Below are 19,605 nucleotides of genomic sequence, written 5' to 3' on the forward strand. Positions count from 1 at the left end.
CGCCGGAGGTGGTCGCCATGGGTGAGCCACCGACCGGACAGCCTCCCCTCGACTTCGACCGGTTCGTGGCCGACACCGCGACCCGGCTGCACCGGACCGCGGTGCTGCTCTGCGGTGACCACCACCTCGCCGAGGACCTCACGCAGACGACGTACGCGAAGCTGTTCTCGCGGTGGTCGGCAGTGCGGGCGTCGACGAACCCGGTGGCCTACGCGCGGACCACGCTGGTCCGCACCTTCCTCTCCCAGCGGCGTCGCCGGTCCGCCGGGGAGCGTCCGACCGACGTCCTCGCCGAGGTCCCGACCGAGGCGCCCGACACGGCGCGCCGGCTCGACCTGCTCGCGGCCCTCGCCGAGCTCTCCCCCACCGACCGGACCGTCCTGGTCCTCCGGTACTACGACGACCTCAGCGTCGCGCAGACCGCCCACCTGCTGGGGGTCTCCGAGCCGACGCTCCGAGCCCGCAGCTCCCGGGCGGTCGCCCGGCTCCGCACCCGCTTCCCCGACCTGGAGGACCCCTCATGAAGCTCGACGAGATGATGCACGACGCCGTCGCCCCCGTGGCGGTCGACGTCCACGACCTCACCGCCGCCGCCCGGGCCCGCGGCACCGTACGACGCCGCCAGCGCCGCCTGGCCGTGGTCCTGGCGGGGGTCGGCGCAGCGGCCACCATCGGCGGTGTCGCAGCCCTCGCCGTCCCGTCGCTCGGCGGCGGCGGTGACCCGGCCCCCGCGACCGTCGCCTCGGAGGGGCCGTCGCAGGCGTCGCCGCTGCCCGACGTCCGACTCGACGGCCGCTCCACGCTCGCTGTTCTCACCGATCTGCTGGACGAGGTCGGCGCCGACGGGACCACCGGGGCGTACGCCGGTCAGGGGGCCTCGGGCGGCGCCCCGGACACCTACGCCGAGCTGCACCTGACCCCGGAGGGCGAGGGTCTCGGCGAGGTGGGGGTCAACGTGCAGGGACGCGACATGATCGGCATCGTGGGTCGGACCTGCGAGGGCTACATGGCCGACTGCAGCGTGCGCACCCTGCCGGGCGGCGACCTGCTCCGCCTCTACAGCGACACCGACAACGGGCCCGGCGAGCGCCGGGTCGCGGAGCTGCTGTCGGAGGCCCGCGGGATCAGGGTCGTGGTGGCGGCGACCAACGGTCTCGACCTGCCCTCGAACCGCTGGGACGTCACCCGCGACGGCACCGTTCTGGACGACGACGAGCTCACCGCGATCGCCACCGCCGACGTCTGGGCGTTCCGCGTGCCCGGTGAGTACGCCGAGCAGGGGGCGGCACTGACGCCGTACACCGACCTCGACGCCGAGATCGACGGGGACCCTCAGCCCACCGCCGAGCCCTCGGCGTAGTCCCGGAACGACTCGTTCCAGTCGCCCCACCCGTTGTCGACGGTCATGGGGCGGCTGGAGCCGGTCACCTCGACGACGTCGCCACGCTTGGTGTTGTCGTACACCCAGGCGGCGTCCTCGGTGCTCATGCCGACGCAGCCGTGGCTGACGTTGGCCGAGCCCTGGGAGCCCACCGACCACGGGGCGGCGTGGAGGAACTCGCCGGAGTTCGTGACACGCAGGGCGTACTCGACGTCGTCGATGTTGTAGTACTCCGGGTCGCCCGGCTGGATGCCGGTGGTGGCGGCGTCCATCGTCTTGGTCCGGAACTTCTCCATGATGACCTTCGTGCCCGAGCGGGTCTCGAACCCGCCCTTGCCGGCGCTGATGGGCATGGTGCGCGCCAGGTCGCCGTCGATGAACGTCTTCATCGTGTGGGTCGCGATGTCCACCCGGTTGATGACCGACGAGCCGACGGTGAAGTCGATCGTGCGGCTCTCCTGGCCGTAGATGCCGTCGCCGGCGTCGACGGAGTTGATGTCCGCGTCGACGGTGACCTCGGTGCCGGGCTCCCAGTAGTCCTTCGGGCGCCAGCGGACCTCGGTGTCGCTGATCCAGTGCCAGGAGCCGGTCTGCTCGGGCGTGCTCTCGACCGACAGGTGCCGCTCGATCGACGCACGGTCGGTGACCGGGACGTCGAAGGCGACGATCACGGGCATCCCGACGCCGACGGTCTCCCCCTCGAGCGGGGCGACCGAGGGGAAGGTCTGCTGGTCGAGCGTGAGGTCCTGGGTGGTGAAGCGGGTCCGGGAGGTCGTGGACTCGCCGCCGGCGCCGGTGGCCTCGGCGGTCAGGGTGTACGTCGTCCCCGGCTCCAGGCGGTCGGTGGCGACCCAGCCGCCGTCGTCCGCCATCACGCCGTCGAGGTCCTTCCGCGGACCGCTGAGCGTCACCGTGTCGATCTCGCCGCCGGAGACCTGGACGGTGGGGCGTGCGTCGACGGGGACGGCGCCCTGCCCGTCCCCGGGCGTGGCGGTGATCTCGAGGGAGCCGGTGTCCGAGGCCGAGTCGCCCGACGAGCCGTTCGACCCGGATCCGCCGGGGATGGCGTCGGCGACGTCGGCCGCGGAGCAGCCGGCGGTGACGGTGAGGCCGAGGACGGCGGTGGCGGCGACGGCCGCGCGGCGCATGCGCACGACGGGCACGGGATCCTCCAGGGCGGACGAGGGGGCGGACAGGGTGGCCGCGAGGACACCCGTCGTCCAGGTTAACCCGGCGTCCACACCCCCGAACGCAGCGGACGACCCCCGCGCGTGGCGGGGGTCGTCCGTGGTCGTGCCGGGCCGGGGTTGCGCCTCAGTGGGCGTGGACCCCGCGGTAGTACTCGAACACCCACCCCGACAGGGCGATGGCGCCGAACACGACGCCGATGATGAACAGCCACCAGCCGAACACCACACCGAGCACGCAGACGGCGAGAGTGGAGGCGCACCACAGCGGCCACCAGGAGTACGGCGGGAAGAAGCCGAGCTCCCCCGCACCGTCGGCGATCTCGCCGTCCTTGCGGTCCTCGGGCCGCTGGTCCATGCGGGCGCCGGAGGCGCCGAGGTACAGCGCCACCATGAGCACCAGCAGAGTGGCCATCACGAGGGCCGAGGTGCCGGTCCAGTCGCCGGCGACGAACCAGTACACGGGGCTGACGGCGGCGAAGAAGATCGCCGCACTGCCGAAGACCCAGGTCTCCGCCTTCATCGGTCGGTGTCCCTCTCGTCGTCGATCTTCTTCTTGCGGTCGTCCACGACCCGCTCACGGAGCATCTCCGCGCGGCCCGCCATGTCCGGGGTGTCGGTCGGCGTCTCCCCGAGGATCGCGCCGTTGTCCTCGAGCTCGAGCGCCGCCACCTCCGGGTGGTGCAGGTCGAACGCGGGCGACTCCGAGCGGATCCGCGGCAGCTCGTGGAAGTTGTGGCGCGGCGGCGGGCAGCTGGTGGCCCACTCCAGGGAGCGGCCCCAGCCCCAGGGGTCGTCGACCTCGATCTTGCGCGACCGACGCGAGACGTAGACGTTCCAGAGGAACGGCAGCGTCGAGGCGGCGAGCACGAAGGAGCCGATGGTCGAGATCTGGTTGAGCGTGGTGAACCCGTCGTCGGGCAGGTAGTCGGCGTAGCGACGCGGCATGCCCTCGACGCCCAGCCAGTGCTGGACCAGGAAGGTGGTGTGGAAGCCGACGAACAGCAGCCAGAAGTGCAGCTTGCCGAGGCGCTCGTCGAGCATCCGGCCCGTCATCTTGGGCCACCAGAAGTAGAAGCCCGCGAACATCGCGAACACCACGGTGCCGAACACGACGTAGTGGAAGTGCGCGACCACGAAGTAGGAGTCCGAGACCGCGAAGTCCAGCGGCGGGGAGGCCAGCAGGACGCCGGTCAGGCCACCGAACAGGAAGGTCACGAGGAAACCGACGGACCAGAGCATGGGGGTGTCCATGGACAGGCTCCCGCCCCACATGGTCCCGATCCAGTTGAAGAACTTCACTCCTGTCGGCACGGCGATCAGGAACGTCATGCCGGAGAAGAACGGCAGGTCCACCGCCCCGGTGACGAACATGTGGTGCGCCCAGACCGCGACCGAGAGGATCGCGATCGCCAGGGTCGCGCCGACCAGGCCGACGTACCCGAAGATCGGCTTGCGGCTGAAGACCGGGAAGATCTCCGTCACGATGCCGAAGAACGGCAGCGCGATGATGTAGACCTCCGGGTGGCCGAAGAACCAGAACAGGTGCTGCCACAGGATCGGCCCGCCGTGCGCGGCGTCGAAGACGTGCGCACCGAGCAAGCGGTCCGCCTCGAGCGACAGCAGCGCGCCGGCCAGGATCGGGAACGCGATGAGCACCAGGAGGCTGGTGACGAGCGTGTTCCAGACGAACAGCGGCATCCGGAACATCGTCATGCCGGGGGCGCGCATGCAGATGATGGTGGTGATGAAGTTGACCGCGCCGAGGATCGTGCCGAGGCCGGCCAGCCACAGGCCCATGATCCAGAGGTCACCGCCGGCGCCGGGCGAGCGGACGGCGTCCGACAGCGGCGTGTAGGCGAACCAGCCGAACGCGGCCGCGCCGTTGGGCGTGAGGAAGCCGGAGGCGGTGATGAGGCCGCCGAACAGGAACAGCCAGTAGCTGAACATGTTGAGCCGCGGGAAGGCGACGTCGGGAGCCCCGATCTGCAGCGGCATGATCACGTTCGCGAACCCGAAGAACAGCGGCGTCGCGAACAGCAGCAGCATGATCGTGCCGTGCATCGTGAACAGCTGGTTGTAGAGGTCGTCCGAGACGACCTGCTTGCCCGGGAACGCCAGCTCGGAGCGGATCAGCATGGCCATGAGGCCTGCGACCAGGAACCAGCCGAACGACGTGGTCAGGTACATCTTGCCGATCAGCTTGTGATCGGTCGTGGTGATCATCCGGACCACCAGCTGACCGAGCGACTGCTGCCGCTCGGCGCCCGGCGTGGCGGTGGTGGGGGGCAGTGTCGCGGTCATTCGGAGGCCTCCTCTTCCTCGAGCCCGGCCACGGTGTCGGCGTCGTCGCCGCCGGTCACCGGCTCGGGGCTGAAGTTCTGACCGGTCGCGGCCAGCTCGTCGAGGTAGGCCTCGTACTCCTCGGGGGAGACCACGTCGACGTTGAACAGCATGCGGGAGTGCGAGACACCGCAGAACTCGGTGCACTTGCCCTTGAAGAAGCCCTCCTGGTTGGGGACCACCTGGAAGTTGTTCGTGCGGCCCGGGATGACGTCCATCTTCATGAGGAAGCCGGGCACCCAGAAGCCGTGGATGACGTCGGGCGAGTGCAGGTTGAACTGGACCCGCTCACCCTCGGGCAGCACCAGCGTGGGGATCTCGGCGGCCGTCCCGGTGTAGTAGACGTAGCCCTCGTCGCCCTCGTCGGAGGTGTAGGGGTAGTTGAAGGTCCACGACCACTGCTGGCCGACGACCTCGAGCTCGACGTCCGGGTCCTGCTCGTCGAGGACCTGGTTCTGGACCGTCAGGGTCCAGTAGAAGAAGACGATCACCATCATGATCGGGGCGACCGTGTAGAAGATCTCGAGCGGCAGGTTGTACCGCGTCTGCACGGGGACCTCGTCCTCGCTGCGGCGGCGGTAGCGCACCACGACGTAGCCGATCAGGCCCCACACGATGATGCCGACGAGGATGGCGGCGAGCCAGGACCAGCGCCACAGGTCGTAGATGGCCGGCGCCTGCTCGGTGGCGGGCTCCGGCATCGCGAGGCCACGGATCTGGCGCTCGGTCTCCGCGGAGCAGCCGGTGAGCAGGAGAAGCCCCACGCCACCGGCCACGGACAGGCCGACCCGCTTGGCCCGGTTCCTGGCGGAGCGGGGACCTCCGGGGTAATCAGAAGGCACTCGACGAGCCTCTCTCTGCTACGAGCACGACGTCTGAACAGTACCCGTACTCGGACCCGGGAACGCCCCTGGGTGGACGGTAGGTTCGGGGTCGTGGCGTACCTCGACACCGCCTCGTCCACGCCCCTCCACCCGGCGGCACGTGCGGTCCTGGACGACGCCCTGCGCAGCGGCTGGGCCGACCCCCGACGCCTCCACGGCCCCGGCCGCTCCGCCCGCCTGCTCCTGGACAACGCCCGCGCCGTCGTGGCGGAGGCCCTCGACGTGCGACCCGACGAGGTGACCTTCACCCCGTCCGGCACCGACGCCACCCACCGTGGCCTGCTCGGGCTCCTCGCCGGGCGTGTCCGTGCCGGTCGCGCCGCCCCCGGCCCGGTGGTGGTGGGCGCCGTCGAGCACTCCTCGGTCGCCCACGCCGCCGCGTGGGCCGAGCGCTGGCTGGGCACCACCACGCGCGAGCTCGGTGTCGACCGGCTCGGTCGGGTGCTCCTCGACGACCTCGGGTCGCTGCTGCCCGGGGCGTCGGTGCTCGCGGTGCAGTCGGCGAACCACGAGGTCGCGACCCGGCAGCCGGTGGCGGCCTGCGCCGCCGCGGCGGCGTCGCACGACGTCGGGGTCTTCGTGGACGCCCGGGCCTCGGCGGGCCGCGAGCCCCTCCCCCGCGGCTGGGACACCGCCGCCGCCTCGGCGCACCGGTGGGGCGGTCCCGCCGGGGTCGGCGTCCTGCTGGTCCGCCACGGGACCCGCTGGCGCTCCCCGTTCCCCGCCGACGACCGGGTCGACGAGCGCGCGACGGGCTTCGAGAACGTGCCGGCCGCGCTGGCCGCGGCGGCCGCCCTCCGCGCCGTCGTGGACGACGCCGAGGCGACCGCGGCCCGGCAGCACGCGCTCGTGGACCGGCTGCGGGCCGGCGTGGCCCGGGTGCCCGACGTGGAGGTGGCCGGGGACCCGGTCGACCGGATCCCGCACCTGGTGACGTTCTCCTGCCTCTACGTGGACGGCGAGGCGCTGGTCACCGAGCTCGACCGGCGGGGCCTGGCCGTCGCCAGCGGGTCGGCGTGCACGGCGTCCACGCTGACGCCGAGCCGGGTGCTGGAGGCCATGGGGGTGCTCACGCACGGCAACGTGCGGGTCTCGCTCACCGACGACGCGACCGAGGCCGACGTGGACGCCCTGGTCGCCGCCGTCGCCGAGGTCGTGCCGCGTCTGCGGGCCGAGGTGGGCCTGTGAGCGAGGAGCCGGACCTCGAGCTCGACTGCCGGGGCATGCGCTGCCCGCTGCCGGTGATCGAGCTGGCACGCCACGTCGAGGACGTCGCGGTGGGCCACCAGGTCGCGGTGGTGTCGACGGACGTCGCCTCGCGCACCGACGTCCCGGCCTGGTGCCGGATGCGGGGCCACGACTACGTCGGCGAGGACACCGCCGCGGACGGCGTGCCGCGCTTCCGGGTCAGCCGCGCGCGCTGAGGCCCTGCGGGTCCGCAAGGCGCGGACCCACCTCGGCGCCGAACCCCTCGCCGTACGCCGCGGTGCCGCGGGCCAGGAACGCGTCGGGCTGGACGTCGTACTCCTGGGTGCCGATGCACTCCACGACGTGGACGGCGAGCAGGCAGCCGAGCTGGGCGGCGCGCTCGCGGCTCAGCCCCCAGCCCTCCGCGGCGAGGAAGCCGGCGCGGAAGGCGTCACCGACGCCGGTCGGGTCCGGGGTGGCGGTGGCCGGGACGGCGGCGACGTGGACGGGCTCGGCGCCGGCCTGCTCGATCCGGACACCGGACGCACCGAGGGTCACCACCCAGGTGCCGACCCGCTCCAGGACGTCCTCGCGGGTCCAGCCGGTCTTGGTCGTGATGAGCGAGGCCTCGTACTCGTTGCTGAACAACAGGTCGGCACCGTCGACGAGGTCGCGGATCAGCTCGCCGTCGCCGAAGGCCAGCTGCTGGGAGGGGTCGGAGGCGAACCGGTAGCCGCGGTGGCGGCACTCCGCGGTGTGGCGACGCATCGCCTCGGGGTCGTTCGGCGCCACGAGCACCAGCTCGGCGTCGCCGACCCGGGTCACGATCGGCGCCAGCTCGATCTCGCGGGCCTCGGACATCGCGCCGGCGTAGAAGGAGGCGAACTGCGCGTGGTCGGCGTCGGTGGTGCAGACGAACCGGGCCGTGTGGCGCGTCTCGGAGTAGTGGACGGACTCGCAGTCGACGCGGTGGCGCTCGAGCCAGGACCGGTAGTCGCCGAAGTCCTCGCCCACCGAGCCGACGAGCACGGGCGACAGGCCCAGCGCGCCGAGGCCGAAGCAGATGTTCGCCGCGCACCCGCCGCGGCGGACCTCGAGGTCGTCGACGAGGAAGGAGACCGACAGCTTGTCGAGCTGGTCGACCACCAGGGAGTCGGTGAACCGACCCGGGAAGGTCATCAGGTGGTCGGTCGCGATGGAGCCGGTGATCAGCAGGGACACGGGCGGCGACACTACCTGCGAGTAGGCCTTCGGGTACTCATCGGTAGCCCCTAGCGTCGCCGTCATGGACCCCCGACCCGCGTACGACGACGCGGCCTCGCCGCAGCAGATGGCCCACGACGGACGGGTGACGCGCAAGCGCCTGCGCCTGCTGGAGCAGGCGGCGCGCCTCGCCGTGCGGCCCGCGCCTGAGCTGTCCTGGGAGGCGTGGTTGCGCCGCGAGCGAGAGCCGGAGGTCAAGCCGGGGATCAGCATCGACGCGGCTGCGGCCCGCCTGGGCGCGTCCTACCTCGACTGAGCCCACGGACGACGAACGGCCCCGGTCACCGTGGTGACCGGGGCCGTTCGTCGTGCGATCAGTGGAAGCTGTCGCCGCAGGCGCAGGAGCCGGTGGCGTTCGGGTTGTCGATCGTGAAGCCCTGCTTCTCGATGGTGTCGACGAAGTCGATGACGGCGCCGCCGAGGTAGGGGACGCTCATCCGGTCGACCACGACCTTCACGCCGTCGTAGTCGTGCGTGACGTCGCCGTCCAGCGTGCGCTCGTCGAAGAACAGCTGGTAGCGCAGGCCGGAGCAGCCGCCCGGCTGCACCGAGATGCGCAGGGCGAGGTCGTCACGACCCTCCTGCTCCAGCAGCGCCTTGACCTTCTGCGCCGCCACGTCGGACAGGTTCACCTGGTCCGACAGCGTCTGCTGGGTGGTCTCGACCTGCTCGGTCATGGCTACTCCCTCGAAAGCTCGGTGTGGCGGCCTGCTCCACGGCGGTGGGGCCGCTCTCATCCAGTACCAATCCTGTCACACGCCTGCTTGTTCCCCCAGGAGCCGACGGCACGGCCTCGTCACACCGGGCCGGGCCGGCCAGGTCACATGGACCAGGTGCGGGCGACGCGCGCGGCGAGGTCGGCCAGGGCGCCGGCCGGGTCGGCGACCGCGCGCTCGTCGCCGATCGTGTCGCTCACGCCGTACGCCGCCTCGATGCCCTGGGTGCGCAGCTCGCGGCGACCCAACACGACCCGGCCGGCGAGGACGACGCAGGGCCGCATCGCGTCGGCGGCGACGCGGGCCACGGCGCCCGGGACCTTGCCCGAACGACCCGAGAAGTCCAGCGAGGCCTCGCCGGTGAGGACGACCTCCGCGGTGGCGGCGCGGGTGGGGAGGTCGAGCGTGGCGGCGACCAGTCCGAGGCCGTCGACCAGCTCGGCGCCGAGCAGCCGCAGGGCGTGCCCGCAGCCGCCGCCGGCACCCGTGCGCTCCTCGAGCGCCGTACGGCGGCCGGTGGCGGCACCCCACGCCTCCAGGAGCGCGTCGACCCCGGGCAGCCGCTCCTCGTCGATGCCGCGCTCGGCCCCGGCCGCCTTCGTCGTCCCGAAGAGCCCGGCGAGGAGGGTGGCGTCGTCGCACGCGGCCCGCAGCCGCACCCCGTCGACCGCGGCCCGGGCGGGGGCGAGATCGACACCCTCGACACCCTCGAGGCCGGCCGCGCCCGCGTCGAGGGACCGGTCCGCCGTCGTCCCCAGCGCGGTCAGCAGTCCCGCCCCGCCGTCGTTGCTCCCGAGCGCGCCGAGGCCGACGACGACCTCTCCCCCCGCACCCACGGCCGCGGCCGCCGCGGCCACCAGCTCGCCCACGCCGTACGACGACGCGCGTTCGCCCCGCTCGCCGCCGGTCAGGTGCAGGCCGCACGCCTGCGCGGCCTCGACGTACGCGGTGGACCCGAGCACCAGCACCGAGGCGGGGACGGGGTCCCCGAAGGGACCGCGGACCGTCCGCGCCAGCAGCTCCCCGCCCAGCGTGGACTGGAGGACGTCGACGAACCCCGGCCCACCGTCCGACATCGGCGCGAGGTCGACCTCGTCGCCGGGGGCGCGACGCTGCCACCCCTCCCCGATCGCGCGGGCGGCCTCGACCGCGCTCAGGGCGCCGGCGAAGGCGTCGGGTGCCACGAGCAGACGCATCGCTCCATCCTGCCCGCCCTTCCGTCCACCCCGGTCGGTGGTCCTGAGGTGGTCGAGCAGTGAGGAGTCCCGGCGACGAGGGCGTCGAGGCCGCAACCGGCGTCCGGAGGTCGAGGTGCGAGCAGGCGAGGAACGAGCGCGCGAGCCACGAGACCCGGAGAGACGTACGACGGCTCAGACCCGCGGTGGTCGAGCCTGTCGAGATTCTCACCGGGTTTCGAGGTTCCTCGCCAGGGCTCGTCACACCTCAACCACCGACGGGCCCGGCCCCGCGCCGGAGGTCGAGGTGCGAGCCCGCGAGGGACGAGCGCGCGAGCCACGAGACCCCGCAAGAAGTACGCCAGCCCAGACCCCCGGTGGTCGAGCTTGTCGAGACCCCTCCTGCCCGCCAGGCAGGCCGATCCAGGTGTGGACGAACCATTGTGGTCGAACACATGTTCGACTATCATCAGGGCATGACCACACCCACTTCCGCCGCCGAGCACGACGGCGTGCGCGAGTGGGAGATGTCCCCGACCGACGAGGTCCTGTTCCGTGCCGAGGAAGCCGTACGGCGGCGTCGTGAGGCCGAGCTCGACGAGCTGCTGGCGTGCTGACGTGGTGTGACCGGTTCGCCTCCGACCCCCGCGAGGAACCCGGCTACGTCGCCACTCCTGGTGAGGTGCTGGGTGGGGAGAGGCTGGTCGCGATCGCGGGTGAGGGGGCGCCGCTGGTGCGGGACCTGTCGCTGCTCGAGCTCGGCGTCGCGCTGTCGCGCCATCCGGTCGGGGTGCGGGCGATGGCCGCGGACGCCCTGGACCTGCGTCACCGGCTGCCCCGGACCTGGCGCCACGTCATGGACGGTCGGGCCGAGGTCTGGGTGGCCCGCAAGGCCGCGTCGATCTCGCGTGCCGTGCCTGAGGCGGGGATGCCGGTGGTGGACGCCGCCGTGGCCGAGGCGATCATCGGGGTCTCACCGTCGCGGGTGCTGGAGATCGCCGAGGCCTCGGTGATCCTGGCCGACCCCGACGGCCACCGCGCCCGGGCCGCGGCGTCGCGGGCGAAGCGGTACGTCGGCCTGGGCCGTGCCGACGCCACCGGCATGCGCACGTTGATCGCCCGTCTCGCGACCGGTGATGCGGTCTACGTGGCCGCGATGGTCGACCGCGTCGCCGACATCCTGACCGTGCAGCGTGCCGCGGCCGGGCTGCCCGAGCAGACCCGCGACTGGCTCCGCGCCGAGGCCATGGGCTGGCTCGCCCGCCCCGCCGAGCTCATGGCCCTGCTCGTCACCCACGGCGCCGACCCCGCCGACCCCACCGGTGAGGCACCCGCGGAGGAGAACCCGTTCACCCCGGACGAGCAGTGGGTCGAGGACGAGCGCCGCGCCGAGCGCTCCCGCCGCGGCGGACCCGCACCCGAGACCGAGCCCGACCCAGGGCCCGAGCACGACACCGTCGTCCCCGACAACATCGCTCACGCCATCCCCGACGACGTCCCAGGGGACATCAACGTGGAGCCCGAGCACGACGTCGACGACGAGCCGCAAGAGCCGGTCGTGGCCTCACCGCTCGGGCTGACCGACGACGTCCTCGCCAAGCTCGACGCCAAGGCCCTCACGAGGCTGCGGCCGAAGGCGACGCTCTACGTCCACCTCCACGAGTCCGCTCTGGACGGCACCACCGGCCGCGCCGGGGTCGCCCGGATCGAGGGCCACGGTCCCCTCGACATCACCCACCTCGCGACCCTGCTGCGGCGCCACGACCTCACCGTCCAACCCGTCATCGACAACCGCGAAACCCACGCCGTCGACGCCTACGAACACCCCACCTGGATGCGCGAACGGATCTTCCTCCGATCACCGGCCGAAGCCTTCCCCCACGCCACCAGGAGAGGTCGAACCATGGACCTCGACCACCCCGTCCCCTACCAACCGGACGGACCACCCGGCCAGACCACCACCGACTCCCAACCCCTCTCGAGGACAACGCACCGCGCCCGCACCCACCTCGGCTGGACCATCACGCCCACCCCCGCCGGCACCGTCTGGACCAGCCCCCACGGCCTCACCCGACTCCTCGACACCCACGGCCGCACCCACCCCCTCACCGAGGGCGAAACCGCACTCCTCATCGACGGCCAGACCACGACCGACGCCCTCATCGACCGCGCCCTGCGCCGCCTGGTCGGGTCCGACGACCAGTAGCGTGCGGAGCGTGGGCGCCCCCGCGATCGTCATCAGGCCGATGCGTCTCGACGACGTGGCCGAGGTCGAGCGCATCAGTGGTGACTCCTTCTCCGACCTCGAGCGCCGTCTTCCGGTCCCGACCGGGGCTGCCGCGACGGGGCGCGATCCCGCACGCTCCGCGCAGTGGCGGCGTCGTACCGAGCACCTCCTCGCGACCGACCCCGGAGGCTGCTGGGTGGCCGAGGACCCGGCGGACGCCGGCGGCGGGGTCGTCGGCTTCGCGGTCTCGTTCACCCGGGAGCTGATGTGGGTCCTCGCCTCGTACGGCGTCCGGCCCGGCCTCCAGGGCCGCGGGACCGGGCGGGTGCTGCTCGAGGCCGCCCTGCACCACGGCCGTGGCTGCCTGCGCGGGATGCTCGCCTCCTCCCCCGATCCCGCGGCCGTGCGGCGCTACCGCCTGGCGGGGTTCGACCTCCACCCGGCGATGCTGATGACCGGCGCGGTCGACCGTGCTGCGCTGCCGGTCCTCGGACGGATCCGCGAGGGGACCCTGGGCGACCGTGACCTGATGGACTCGGTCGACCGACGTGCCCGCGGCGCCGCCCACGGGCCCGACCACGACGTGCTGCACGCCACCACCGCCCGGCTGCTCGTGGTCGACCGGCCGGCCGGGCAGGGGTACGCCTACCTCCGTGGGAGCGGCGAGCCCGCCCTGCTCGCCGCGACGACCGTCGCTGTCGCCCGCGACCTGGCGTGGGAGGCGCTGGCCTCGGCGCCCGCCGGGGAGCCCGGGACGCGGATCGGCCACCTGACCGCCGCGAACCAGTGGGCGATCGACGTCGGCCTCGCCGCCGGTCTCGCGCTGCACCAGCGGGGCTACCTGGCGCTGCGTCGCTGCCGCCCGCCGACGCCGTACCTGCACCACGGCTCGCTCCTCTGACGACGCGGCGGCCGAATCGGTCGGGACGGCGACCAGCCGTACGATCAGGGCATGACGACGGTGGACCTGCCGCTCCTCCCCCTCGGCCGCGGCCGGGACCTCGGTTCCGAGCGTGGCGTCGACTGCCCGGGTGACCTGCCCCCGGCCTCCGACCCCGACCTGGTCGCCCGTGCCCGCGCGGCGCGCGAGGCCCTCGGCGACCGGGCGTTCATCCTCGGTCACCACTACCAGCGCGACGAGGTCATCGCCTTCGCCGACGTGACCGGTGACTCCTTCAAGCTCGCCCGGGAGGCCGCCGCGCGGCCCGACGCCGAGTACGTCGTGTTCTGCGGCGTGCACTTCATGGCCGAGTCCGCCGACATCCTCACCGGCGACGACCAGCAGGTGATCCTGCCCGACCTGGCCGCCGGCTGCTCGATGGCCGACATGGCCCGGCTGGGTCAGGTCGAGGACGCCTGGGACGCCCTGGAGGCCGCCGGCGTCGCCGACGCCGTGGTCCCGGTGACCTACATGAACTCCTCCGCCGACATCAAGGCGTTCTGCGGGCGCCACGACGGCGCGGTGTGCACCTCCTCGAACGCGAAGCGGGCCCTGGAGTGGGCCTTCGCGCAGAAGGACGAGGCCGTCACCGGCATGCCCACGAAGGTGCTGTTCCTGCCCGACCAGCACCTGGGCCGCAACACCGCCGTCCTCGAGCTCGGCTTCTCCCTCGACGACTGCGTGGTGTTCGACCCGCACCGCCCGGGCGGCGGACTGACGCCCGAGCAGCTGCGCGACGCCCGGGTGATCCTGTGGAAGGGCCACTGCTCGGTCCACGGCCGCTTCACCGCCGAGGTGTGCCGCGAGCTGCGCCGGACCATCCCGGACGTGAAGCTGCTCGTGCACCCCGAGTGCCGCCACGACGTCGTGCTCGAGGCGGACCTCGTCGGCTCGACGGAGTTCATCATCGACACCGTCCGCAAGGCCCCGGCCGGGACGTCGTGGGCCATCGGCACCGAGCTCAACCTGGTACGGCGGCTCGCGAACGAGCACCCCGAGCAGCGCATCACGTTCCTCGACAAGACGGTCTGCTACTGCTCGACGATGAACCGGATCGACCTCCCGCACCTCGTGTGGGCGCTCGAGTCGCTCGTCGCCGGGCAGGTCGTGAACCGCATCAGCGTCGACCGCGACACCGAGCACTGGGCCAAGGTCGCGCTCGAGCGGATGCTGTCGCTGCCCGGCTGATCCAGGGCTAGATGCCGGGGGCGCCCCAGATGGCGAGCCACCGCGAGGTGTCGGTCTCCATCGGCAGCTCGCCGGACAGGTGGTCGCGCACCGACAGCTCGAGCAGGTTGTCGCGCGACTGCTCGCCGTTCGGGGCGAACGGGTAGAAGGTGCCCTGCTTGTAGAGGTAGACCACCGCGAGGCGGCGTCCGGAGGCGTCGGCGAAGCCGAGGTGGGAGCACAGCAGGCCGTCGGCGAAGCCCGCCTCACCCAGGATCGTGTTCACCGCGTGCAGGTCGGTGGCCAGGCCGGAGGTGTCGCTCGGGTCCCGGCGTACGACGAGCCAGGTGAAGCCGAACGAGTCGAGGCTCTTCTCCACCTTCGGCGCGTTTGGGTCGGCGTCGAGGAGCTCGACGATGTCGTCCTGGGTCTGGCTGAACGCCGCCCCCGCCGCGCCGCGGTAGCAGACGGCCCCCACGCCGGTGGGCTCGAGACCGGCCGCGGTCTGCAGGGTCACAGCCGCGTTGGGCAGGTGGAACAGGTCGTCCAACCGGTTGGGGCGCGGCTGGCGCCGGCCGAGGATCGCGTCGAGGAAGCCCATGCGTCCAGCGTCCCAGGCCGGCGGCTCAGCCGACCGGCCGGTCGAGCTCGGCCTGGATCCGGGCGAGCTGCTCGAGGCGCTGCTCCAGCGACGGGTGGGTCGAGGTGAGCTGGGAGAAGGAGATGCCGCTGACCGCCGGGGCGATGAAGAAGGCGTTCATGGCGGCGTTGGCCCGGAGGTCCCGCTGCGGGATCCGCGCCATGTCGCCGCTGATCTTCTGCAGCGCCGAGGCCAGGGCGGCCGGCTTCATCGTCAGGTAGACGCCCGACCGGTCCGCGCACAGCTCGCGGTAGCGCGACAGCAGGCGGGTGAGGAAGAAGCTGATGGCGTAGACGACGAGGCTCACGACCAGCGCCAGCACGAACGCGATGCCCGCGTTGCTGTTGCGCGAGCGCGACAGGGCGAACCCGCCGTACTGGGCTCCGTTGGTCAGCATCCCCGCGACGATGCCCGCCGACGAGGCGGCGGTCATGACGAGGACGTCGCGGTGGGCCACGTGGGAGAGCTCGTGGGCCAGCACGGCCTCGAGCTCCTCGGCGTCCAGGGTGCGCAGGATGCCGGTGGTCACGCAGACCACGGCACGCTCCGGGGACCGTCCGGTCGCGAACGCGTTCGGCATCGACATGTCCGCGATGCCCACGCGGGGCTTCGGCATGTCGGCCAGCGCGCAGAGCCGGTCGATCATGCCGTGCAGCTCGGGGGCCTCCTGGGGGCTCACCTCACGGGCCCGCATCGCACGCATGGCGACCTTGTCGGAGGACCACCACTGGTAGAACGCCATGCCGATCCCGACCAGGCCCACGATCACCACGAGCCCGCCACCCCCGGCACGACCCGCGATCGCCATCAGCGCGACCATGAGCGCCACGAACAGCGCGCCCAGCAGGAACATCACGAGCGTCATGCGGGCCGTCAGCCCGGTGTCCTTGATGAAGCGGGAACGAGCCATGGCTCCATCATCCCCCGCTCCGCCAAGCGGTCTCAGGCGCCTCTCAGACGAGGATCAGCCCGGGATGAGCCCGTCGTCGGCGAGCATCTCGCGGACCTCGCTGATGCTCGCGTCCGCGGGCGGCAGGACCAGGTCGGAGGCGTCCAGCGCGTCCACGTCGTGCGGCGCCGCCGAGGCGCGGACGGCCTCCAGCAGCGCGGCGAACGCGGTGGTGAAGGCCGCCTCGTCGTCGGCGGCGATGGCCGCCTCGACGGCGTCGTCGAGCTCGTTCAGGGTGTCGAGGCGGTCGTCGGCCACGTCGAACTGGCCCTCGTTGAGGATCCGGACGATCATGCCTGGCCCCCCTCGTTCTGCTTCTTGAGCTGGGCCAGCTCGGCGTCGAGCGCGTCGGTGGCGCCGCCGGCCGAGCCGGAGCCGGCGCCCAGCTGCTGGGGAGCGGCGCTGCCGCCACCCTTGAGGCGGGCGAGCTCGGCCTCGACGTCCGAGCCGGAGCTGAGGGACTCGAGCTCGCGGGAGATGTCGTCGCTGCCGTTCGGGTTCGACACGTCGTCGAGCGCGCCCGAGGCGATGAGCTCGTCGATCGCGCCGGCACGGGCCTGCATGTTCGCCGTCTTGTCCTCGGCCCGCTGGATGGCGAGGCCGACGTCGCCCATCTCCTCGCCGATGCCGCTCATGGCCTCGCCGATGCGGGTCTGGGCCTCCGCGGCGGTGTACGTCGCCTTGATGGTCTCCTTGCGGGTGCGGAAGGACTCGACCTTCGCCTGCAGCCGCTGCTGCGCGAGGGTGAGCTTCTCCTCCTCGCCCTGGAGCTGCGCGTGCTGGGTCTGCAGGTCCGCGATCTGCTGGGCCAGCCCCGACTTGCGGGTCAGCGCCTCACGCGCCAGGTCCTCCCGGTCGACCGAGATCGCCTTCTCCGCCTGCGACTGCAGCTTGTCGGCCTGCTGCTCCAGCTGCTTGACCTGGAGCTCGACGCGCTTGCGGCTGGTCGCGACGTCCGCGACGCCCCGCCGCACCTTGCTCAGCAGCTCGAGCTGCCGCTGGTAGCTGTAGTCGAGGGTCTCGCGAGGGTCCTCCGCGCGGTCCAGGGCGGCGTTCGCCTTGGACCGGAAGATCATGCCGAAGCGCTTCATCAGGGCCATGGGTGGACCACTCCTCGTGGGTCTGTGGGCGGTGCTCGTCGGGTCAGCCGGGGTGACCTGCTTCTCTCCCGCCCAGACTAGGCGCAAACCCCAGACGTCTGCGACCGCCGGTAGAGTGGGCTCTCCCGCCCGTCCGCGACCCGTGAGGCCCACCGCGTTGTTCCGCCGCGACAAGACCGAGACCACCGACACCGTCGTGAAGACGCCGACCGCCGACGGCACGCCGGCGGTGGGCAAGGGCCGGCCGACGCCGACGCGCAAGGAGGCGGAGGCGGCGCGCAAGGCGAAGGCCAAGACGCCTCGCACGCGCAAGGAGCAGGCCGCCGCCGAGCGCGCCGCACGGTCGAGCCGCAGCCAGGACATCCGCCACGGGATGAAGACCGGCGACGAGCGCTACCTGCCGCCGCGCGACAAGGGCCCGGTGCGCCGCTTCGTCCGCGACTACGTCGACACCCGCCTGTCGTTCGTCGAGCTGATGCTCCCGCTGCTGATCATCACGCTGATCATGGGCTACTCCGGCAGCACCTACCTGGCCAGCATCGGCAACTTCGTGCTGCTCGGCACGCTGCTCCTCGTGGTGCTCGACATGGTCTTCCTGCGCATCCGCCTGCGCCGCGAGCTGGGCCGCCGCTTCCCCGGCGAGTCGGTGAAGGGCACCACGTACTACGCCATCTCCCGGTCGCTGCAGATGAAGTTCATGCGCCTGCCCAAGCCGCAGGTGAAGCTCGGTCAGACCCTTCCCGAGACGTACCGCTGAGCGGGCCGGGCACCCCCGTGCAGCCTCCCGCCGGATCCGGGCCGACCGCCGACGTCTCCGTCCGCCTCGCGTGGGGTGACGACGCCACCGCCATCGCGGGCGTGCAGACGCGAGCCTGGCCCGTGACGTACGACGGGGTGCTGCCGGCCGCGCTGCTGGACCTCGACGCGGTCGAGGCGGCCCGCGCGTGGCACGCGTCGATGGCTTCGCCGCCCGACGCCCGGGTCCGTGTGCTCGTCGCGCTGGAGCGCAACCGCGTCACCGGGTACGTCGTCACCGCGCCCGCCACGGACCCCGACCTCGACCCGGTCGCCGACGCCGAGATGGTCGACCTGGTCGTCGACCCGGCCGACCGCGGGCGCGGGCACGGCTCACGGCTGCTGCAGGCCGCCGTCGACACGGTCGTCGCCGACCGGTTCACCCGCCTGGTGACCTGGAGCCCCGCGACCGACGAGCGGACACGCGCGTTCCTCACCGGGGCCGGCTGGGCGCCCGACAGCGCCCACCGTCAGCTGGACGTCGACGGTGCGGGCGAGCACCTGCTGACGCAGGTCAGGCTCCACACGACGGTGGGCTGAGCCTCAGGCGCGGGGCTCGGTCTCGATCGGGCCCCGCGGCTCGGTCTCGATCGGTCCGCTCGCGCTGACGCGCGGCTCGGTCTCGATCGGCCCCGTGGTCCGGGGCTCGGTCTCGATGGGCTGGGCCTGCGCCGGGAGCGCGAGGACCAGGGCGGCGGCGGGGGCCGCGAGGGCTGCGGCGAGCCGCAGGGTGGGGCGCAGGAGCTGACGCATGGACACCTTCCGAGTCAGTGTGTACGGCGGCCAGCCTCTCATCCGAGGGGGCCGGTCACCAAGCCCGGTGTGGCCCGGATCACCTCGACCAGAGGATCTCCTCGAGCCCGACCGTGAGACCCGGGCGCCCGCCGACAGCCCGCACCCCCGCCAGCACCCCGGGGGTGAACGAGGCGCGGTCGAAGGAGTCGTGGCGGATCGTGAGGGTCTCCCCCTCGCCGCCGAGCAGCACCTCCTGGTGGGCGACCAGCCCGCGCAGGCGCACCGAGTGCACCGGCACCCCGGACACGTCGGCACCGCGGGCGCCGTCCAGGGCGGTCGACGTCGCGTCGGGCGCCGGGGGCAGGTCGGCCTCGGCGCGCGCGGCCGCGACGAGCTCCGCCGTACGACGGGCGGTGCCGGACGGCGCGTCCGCCTTGTGGGGGTGGTGCAGCTCGACGACCTCGACGGAGTCGTAGAACGGGGCGGCCTCGGCGGCGAACCGCATCATGAGGACGGCCCCGATGGAGAAGTTGGGGGCGATGAGCACGCCCACCTCCGGCGAGGCGTCGAGCCAGCCGCGCAGCGTCTCGAGGCGGTCGTCGTCGAAGCCGGTCGTGCCGACCACGGCGTGGATGCCGTGGCGCACGCAGAAGTCCAGGTTGCCCATCACGGCGGACGGGCTGGTGAAGTCCACGACCACCGACGCGCCGGAGCCGACGAGGTCCTCCAGGTCGTCGTCGACGTCCAGCTCGGCGACCAGCTCCAGGCCCTCGGAGCCCCGTACGGCGCGGCAGACCTCGCTCCCGACCTTGCCGCGCGCACCGAGGACTCCGACGCGCAGAGGGGCCAGAGGGGCCTGTGGGGTCTCGTCACCGTCCATGTGGCCAAACCTAGTGCGCGGGATCTGGCAGGCTA

At 72.7% G+C, this 19,605-nt stretch carries 24 protein-coding genes; 11 read left to right on the plus strand and 13 right to left on the minus strand.

All coding sequences use genetic code 11. The annotated features are described in order from the left end of the window. Window positions 1-17: 17 nt before the first annotated feature. Window positions 18-524, plus strand: coding sequence for a SigE family RNA polymerase sigma factor (locus tag Q0858_RS19040; protein WP_299057795.1), 507 nt, complete (start codon window positions 18-20; stop codon window positions 522-524). Continuing rightward, window positions 521-1,360 (plus strand): hypothetical protein, encoded by an 840-nt coding sequence (locus tag Q0858_RS19045; protein ID WP_299057797.1) that lies wholly within the window; start codon window positions 521-523, stop codon window positions 1,358-1,360. The genes Q0858_RS19040 and Q0858_RS19045 overlap by 4 nt, the downstream gene beginning before the upstream one ends. Here the strand turns inward: Q0858_RS19045 and Q0858_RS19050 are convergent. From Q0858_RS19050 to coxB, 4 genes are all read right to left on the minus strand, one after another. Next, window positions 1,333-2,544 (minus strand): Ig-like domain-containing protein, encoded by a 1,212-nt coding sequence (locus tag Q0858_RS19050; RefSeq protein ID WP_299057799.1) that lies wholly within the window; start codon window positions 2,542-2,544, stop codon window positions 1,333-1,335. The genes Q0858_RS19045 and Q0858_RS19050 overlap by 28 nt on opposite strands. Before the next feature lie 151 nt (window positions 2,545-2,695). After that, window positions 2,696-3,091, minus strand: coding sequence for a cytochrome c oxidase subunit 4 (locus tag Q0858_RS19055; RefSeq protein WP_299057801.1), 396 nt, complete (start codon window positions 3,089-3,091; stop codon window positions 2,696-2,698). Then, the gene (gene ctaD / locus Q0858_RS19060; RefSeq protein ID WP_299057802.1) at window positions 3,088-4,872 is read right to left on the minus strand and encodes a cytochrome c oxidase subunit I; all 1,785 of its coding nucleotides are present in this window, start codon (window positions 4,870-4,872) and stop codon (window positions 3,088-3,090) included. Before ctaD ends, Q0858_RS19055 begins: the two co-directional genes overlap by 4 nt. After that, complete coding sequence (coxB, locus tag Q0858_RS19065; protein ID WP_299057804.1) at window positions 4,869-5,753, minus strand: cytochrome c oxidase subunit II; 885 nt, start codon at window positions 5,751-5,753, stop codon at window positions 4,869-4,871. The genes ctaD and coxB overlap by 4 nt, the downstream gene beginning before the upstream one ends. 93 nt (window positions 5,754-5,846) lie before the next feature. Between coxB and Q0858_RS19070 the strand changes: the two genes are divergently transcribed. Then, window positions 5,847-6,983: an aminotransferase class V-fold PLP-dependent enzyme gene (locus tag Q0858_RS19070; protein ID WP_299057806.1), complete on the plus strand. Its 1,137-nt coding sequence runs from the start codon at window positions 5,847-5,849 to the stop codon at window positions 6,981-6,983. Further along, entirely contained in the window at window positions 6,980-7,219 is a 240-nt protein-coding gene (locus tag Q0858_RS19075; RefSeq protein WP_299057808.1) for a sulfurtransferase TusA family protein, read from the plus strand. Before Q0858_RS19070 ends, Q0858_RS19075 begins: the two co-directional genes overlap by 4 nt. On the opposite strand, the gene Q0858_RS19080 is transcribed toward Q0858_RS19075, so the two are convergent. Further along, window positions 7,203-8,204, minus strand: coding sequence for a carbohydrate kinase family protein (locus Q0858_RS19080; RefSeq protein WP_299057809.1), 1,002 nt, complete (start codon window positions 8,202-8,204; stop codon window positions 7,203-7,205). The genes Q0858_RS19075 and Q0858_RS19080 overlap by 17 nt on opposite strands. A gap of 64 nt (window positions 8,205-8,268) precedes the next feature. On the opposite strand from Q0858_RS19080, the gene Q0858_RS19085 reads away from it, so the two are divergent. Beyond that, a complete protein-coding gene (locus Q0858_RS19085) occupies window positions 8,269-8,502 on the plus strand; it encodes a hypothetical protein (protein ID WP_299057811.1) in 234 nt (77 codons plus the stop codon). 58 nt (window positions 8,503-8,560) lie between these two features. On the opposite strand, the gene erpA is transcribed toward Q0858_RS19085, so the two are convergent. Continuing rightward, window positions 8,561-8,923, minus strand: coding sequence for an iron-sulfur cluster insertion protein ErpA (gene erpA, locus Q0858_RS19090; RefSeq protein WP_299057813.1), 363 nt, complete (start codon window positions 8,921-8,923; stop codon window positions 8,561-8,563). Between the two features lie 143 nt (window positions 8,924-9,066). After that, complete coding sequence (locus tag Q0858_RS19095) at window positions 9,067-10,158, minus strand: glycerate kinase (RefSeq protein ID WP_299057815.1); 1,092 nt, start codon at window positions 10,156-10,158, stop codon at window positions 9,067-9,069. Window positions 10,159-10,613: 455 nt separating this feature from the next. Between Q0858_RS19095 and Q0858_RS19100 the strand changes: the two genes are divergently transcribed. From Q0858_RS19100 to nadA, 4 genes are read left to right on the plus strand one after another with little or no spacing between them, the layout of a single operon-like run. After that, window positions 10,614-10,754 (plus strand): hypothetical protein, encoded by a 141-nt coding sequence (locus Q0858_RS19100; RefSeq protein ID WP_299057817.1) that lies wholly within the window; start codon window positions 10,614-10,616, stop codon window positions 10,752-10,754. Beyond that, a complete protein-coding gene (locus tag Q0858_RS19105; protein WP_299057819.1) occupies window positions 10,748-12,343 on the plus strand; it encodes a hypothetical protein in 1,596 nt (531 codons plus the stop codon). The genes Q0858_RS19100 and Q0858_RS19105 overlap by 7 nt, the downstream gene beginning before the upstream one ends. A 10-nt stretch (window positions 12,344-12,353) precedes the next feature. Then, window positions 12,354-13,265 carry a GNAT family N-acetyltransferase gene (locus Q0858_RS19110; protein WP_299057821.1) on the plus strand — a complete coding sequence of 304 codons (912 nt, stop codon included), beginning with the start codon at window positions 12,354-12,356 and terminating at the stop codon, window positions 13,263-13,265. Between the two features lie 51 nt (window positions 13,266-13,316). Beyond that, window positions 13,317-14,492 (plus strand): quinolinate synthase NadA, encoded by a 1,176-nt coding sequence (nadA, locus tag Q0858_RS19115; protein ID WP_299057823.1) that lies wholly within the window; start codon window positions 13,317-13,319, stop codon window positions 14,490-14,492. A 7-nt stretch (window positions 14,493-14,499) separates the two neighbouring features. Here the strand turns inward: nadA and Q0858_RS19120 are convergent, their stop codons facing one another. The 4 genes from Q0858_RS19120 to Q0858_RS19135 are packed head-to-tail and all read right to left on the minus strand — an operon-like array spanning window position 14,500 to window position 17,160. Continuing rightward, on the minus strand, window positions 14,500-15,072 hold the full coding sequence (locus Q0858_RS19120; protein ID WP_299057827.1) for a hypothetical protein: 573 nt from the start codon (window positions 15,070-15,072) through the stop codon (window positions 14,500-14,502). A 25-nt stretch (window positions 15,073-15,097) separates the two neighbouring features. Then, window positions 15,098-16,021, minus strand: coding sequence for a zinc metalloprotease HtpX (htpX, locus tag Q0858_RS19125; protein ID WP_299057829.1), 924 nt, complete (start codon window positions 16,019-16,021; stop codon window positions 15,098-15,100). 54 nt (window positions 16,022-16,075) lie between these two features. Continuing rightward, window positions 16,076-16,354, minus strand: coding sequence for a hypothetical protein (locus Q0858_RS19130; RefSeq protein ID WP_299057831.1), 279 nt, complete (start codon window positions 16,352-16,354; stop codon window positions 16,076-16,078). Then, on the minus strand, window positions 16,351-17,160 hold the full coding sequence (locus Q0858_RS19135) for a PspA/IM30 family protein (protein WP_299057833.1): 810 nt from the start codon (window positions 17,158-17,160) through the stop codon (window positions 16,351-16,353). The genes Q0858_RS19130 and Q0858_RS19135 overlap by 4 nt, the downstream gene beginning before the upstream one ends. Before the next feature lie 142 nt (window positions 17,161-17,302). On the opposite strand from Q0858_RS19135, the gene Q0858_RS19140 reads away from it, so the two are divergent. Beyond that, window positions 17,303-17,917, plus strand: coding sequence for a DUF3043 domain-containing protein (locus Q0858_RS19140; RefSeq protein WP_299057835.1), 615 nt, complete (start codon window positions 17,303-17,305; stop codon window positions 17,915-17,917). A 17-nt stretch (window positions 17,918-17,934) separates the two neighbouring features. Beyond that, window positions 17,935-18,495 (plus strand): GNAT family N-acetyltransferase, encoded by a 561-nt coding sequence (locus Q0858_RS19145; protein ID WP_299057837.1) that lies wholly within the window; start codon window positions 17,935-17,937, stop codon window positions 18,493-18,495. Between the two features lie 3 nt (window positions 18,496-18,498). Here Q0858_RS19145 and Q0858_RS19150 read toward each other — a convergent pair whose 3' ends face one another. Together Q0858_RS19150 and dapB are read right to left on the minus strand one after the other, a co-directional pair. Next, window positions 18,499-18,708 carry a hypothetical protein gene (locus Q0858_RS19150; RefSeq protein WP_299057839.1) on the minus strand — a complete coding sequence of 70 codons (210 nt, stop codon included), beginning with the start codon at window positions 18,706-18,708 and terminating at the stop codon, window positions 18,499-18,501. Window positions 18,709-18,787: 79 nt separating this feature from the next. Beyond that, window positions 18,788-19,570 carry a 4-hydroxy-tetrahydrodipicolinate reductase gene (gene dapB / locus Q0858_RS19155; RefSeq protein ID WP_299057841.1) on the minus strand — a complete coding sequence of 261 codons (783 nt, stop codon included), beginning with the start codon at window positions 19,568-19,570 and terminating at the stop codon, window positions 18,788-18,790. Window positions 19,571-19,605: the final 35 nt, after the last annotated feature.

This window comes from uncultured Nocardioides sp. (genome assembly GCF_947489365.1).
GTDB lineage: Bacteria > Actinomycetota > Actinomycetes > Propionibacteriales > Nocardioidaceae > Nocardioides.

Bases quoted from the DNA above. Each gene is read 5' to 3' on its own strand.
- Q0858_RS19040 (WP_299057795.1), top strand. From the start codon at position 18: ATGGGTGAGCCACCGACCGGACAGCCTCCCCTCGACTTCGACCGGTTC.
- Q0858_RS19150 (WP_299057839.1), bottom strand. From the start codon at position 18,708: ATGCGTCAGCTCCTGCGCCCCACCCTGCGGCTCGCCGCAGCCCTCGCG.
- Q0858_RS19045 (WP_299057797.1), top strand. From the start codon at position 521: ATGAAGCTCGACGAGATGATGCACGACGCCGTCGCCCCCGTGGCGGTC.
- Q0858_RS19120 (WP_299057827.1), bottom strand. From the start codon at position 15,072: ATGGGCTTCCTCGACGCGATCCTCGGCCGGCGCCAGCCGCGCCCCAAC.
- dapB (WP_299057841.1), bottom strand. From the start codon at position 19,570: ATGGACGGTGACGAGACCCCACAGGCCCCTCTGGCCCCTCTGCGCGTC.
- Q0858_RS19135 (WP_299057833.1), bottom strand. From the start codon at position 17,160: ATGGCCCTGATGAAGCGCTTCGGCATGATCTTCCGGTCCAAGGCGAAC.
- Q0858_RS19055 (WP_299057801.1), bottom strand. From the start codon at position 3,091: ATGAAGGCGGAGACCTGGGTCTTCGGCAGTGCGGCGATCTTCTTCGCC.
- Q0858_RS19085 (WP_299057811.1), top strand. From the start codon at position 8,269: ATGGACCCCCGACCCGCGTACGACGACGCGGCCTCGCCGCAGCAGATG.
- erpA (WP_299057813.1), bottom strand. From the start codon at position 8,923: ATGACCGAGCAGGTCGAGACCACCCAGCAGACGCTGTCGGACCAGGTG.
- ctaD (WP_299057802.1), bottom strand. From the start codon at position 4,872: ATGACCGCGACACTGCCCCCCACCACCGCCACGCCGGGCGCCGAGCGG.
- htpX (WP_299057829.1), bottom strand. From the start codon at position 16,021: ATGGCTCGTTCCCGCTTCATCAAGGACACCGGGCTGACGGCCCGCATG.
- Q0858_RS19095 (WP_299057815.1), bottom strand. From the start codon at position 10,158: ATGCGTCTGCTCGTGGCACCCGACGCCTTCGCCGGCGCCCTGAGCGCG.
- nadA (WP_299057823.1), top strand. From the start codon at position 13,317: ATGACGACGGTGGACCTGCCGCTCCTCCCCCTCGGCCGCGGCCGGGAC.
- Q0858_RS19100 (WP_299057817.1), top strand. From the start codon at position 10,614: ATGACCACACCCACTTCCGCCGCCGAGCACGACGGCGTGCGCGAGTGG.
- Q0858_RS19130 (WP_299057831.1), bottom strand. From the start codon at position 16,354: ATGATCGTCCGGATCCTCAACGAGGGCCAGTTCGACGTGGCCGACGAC.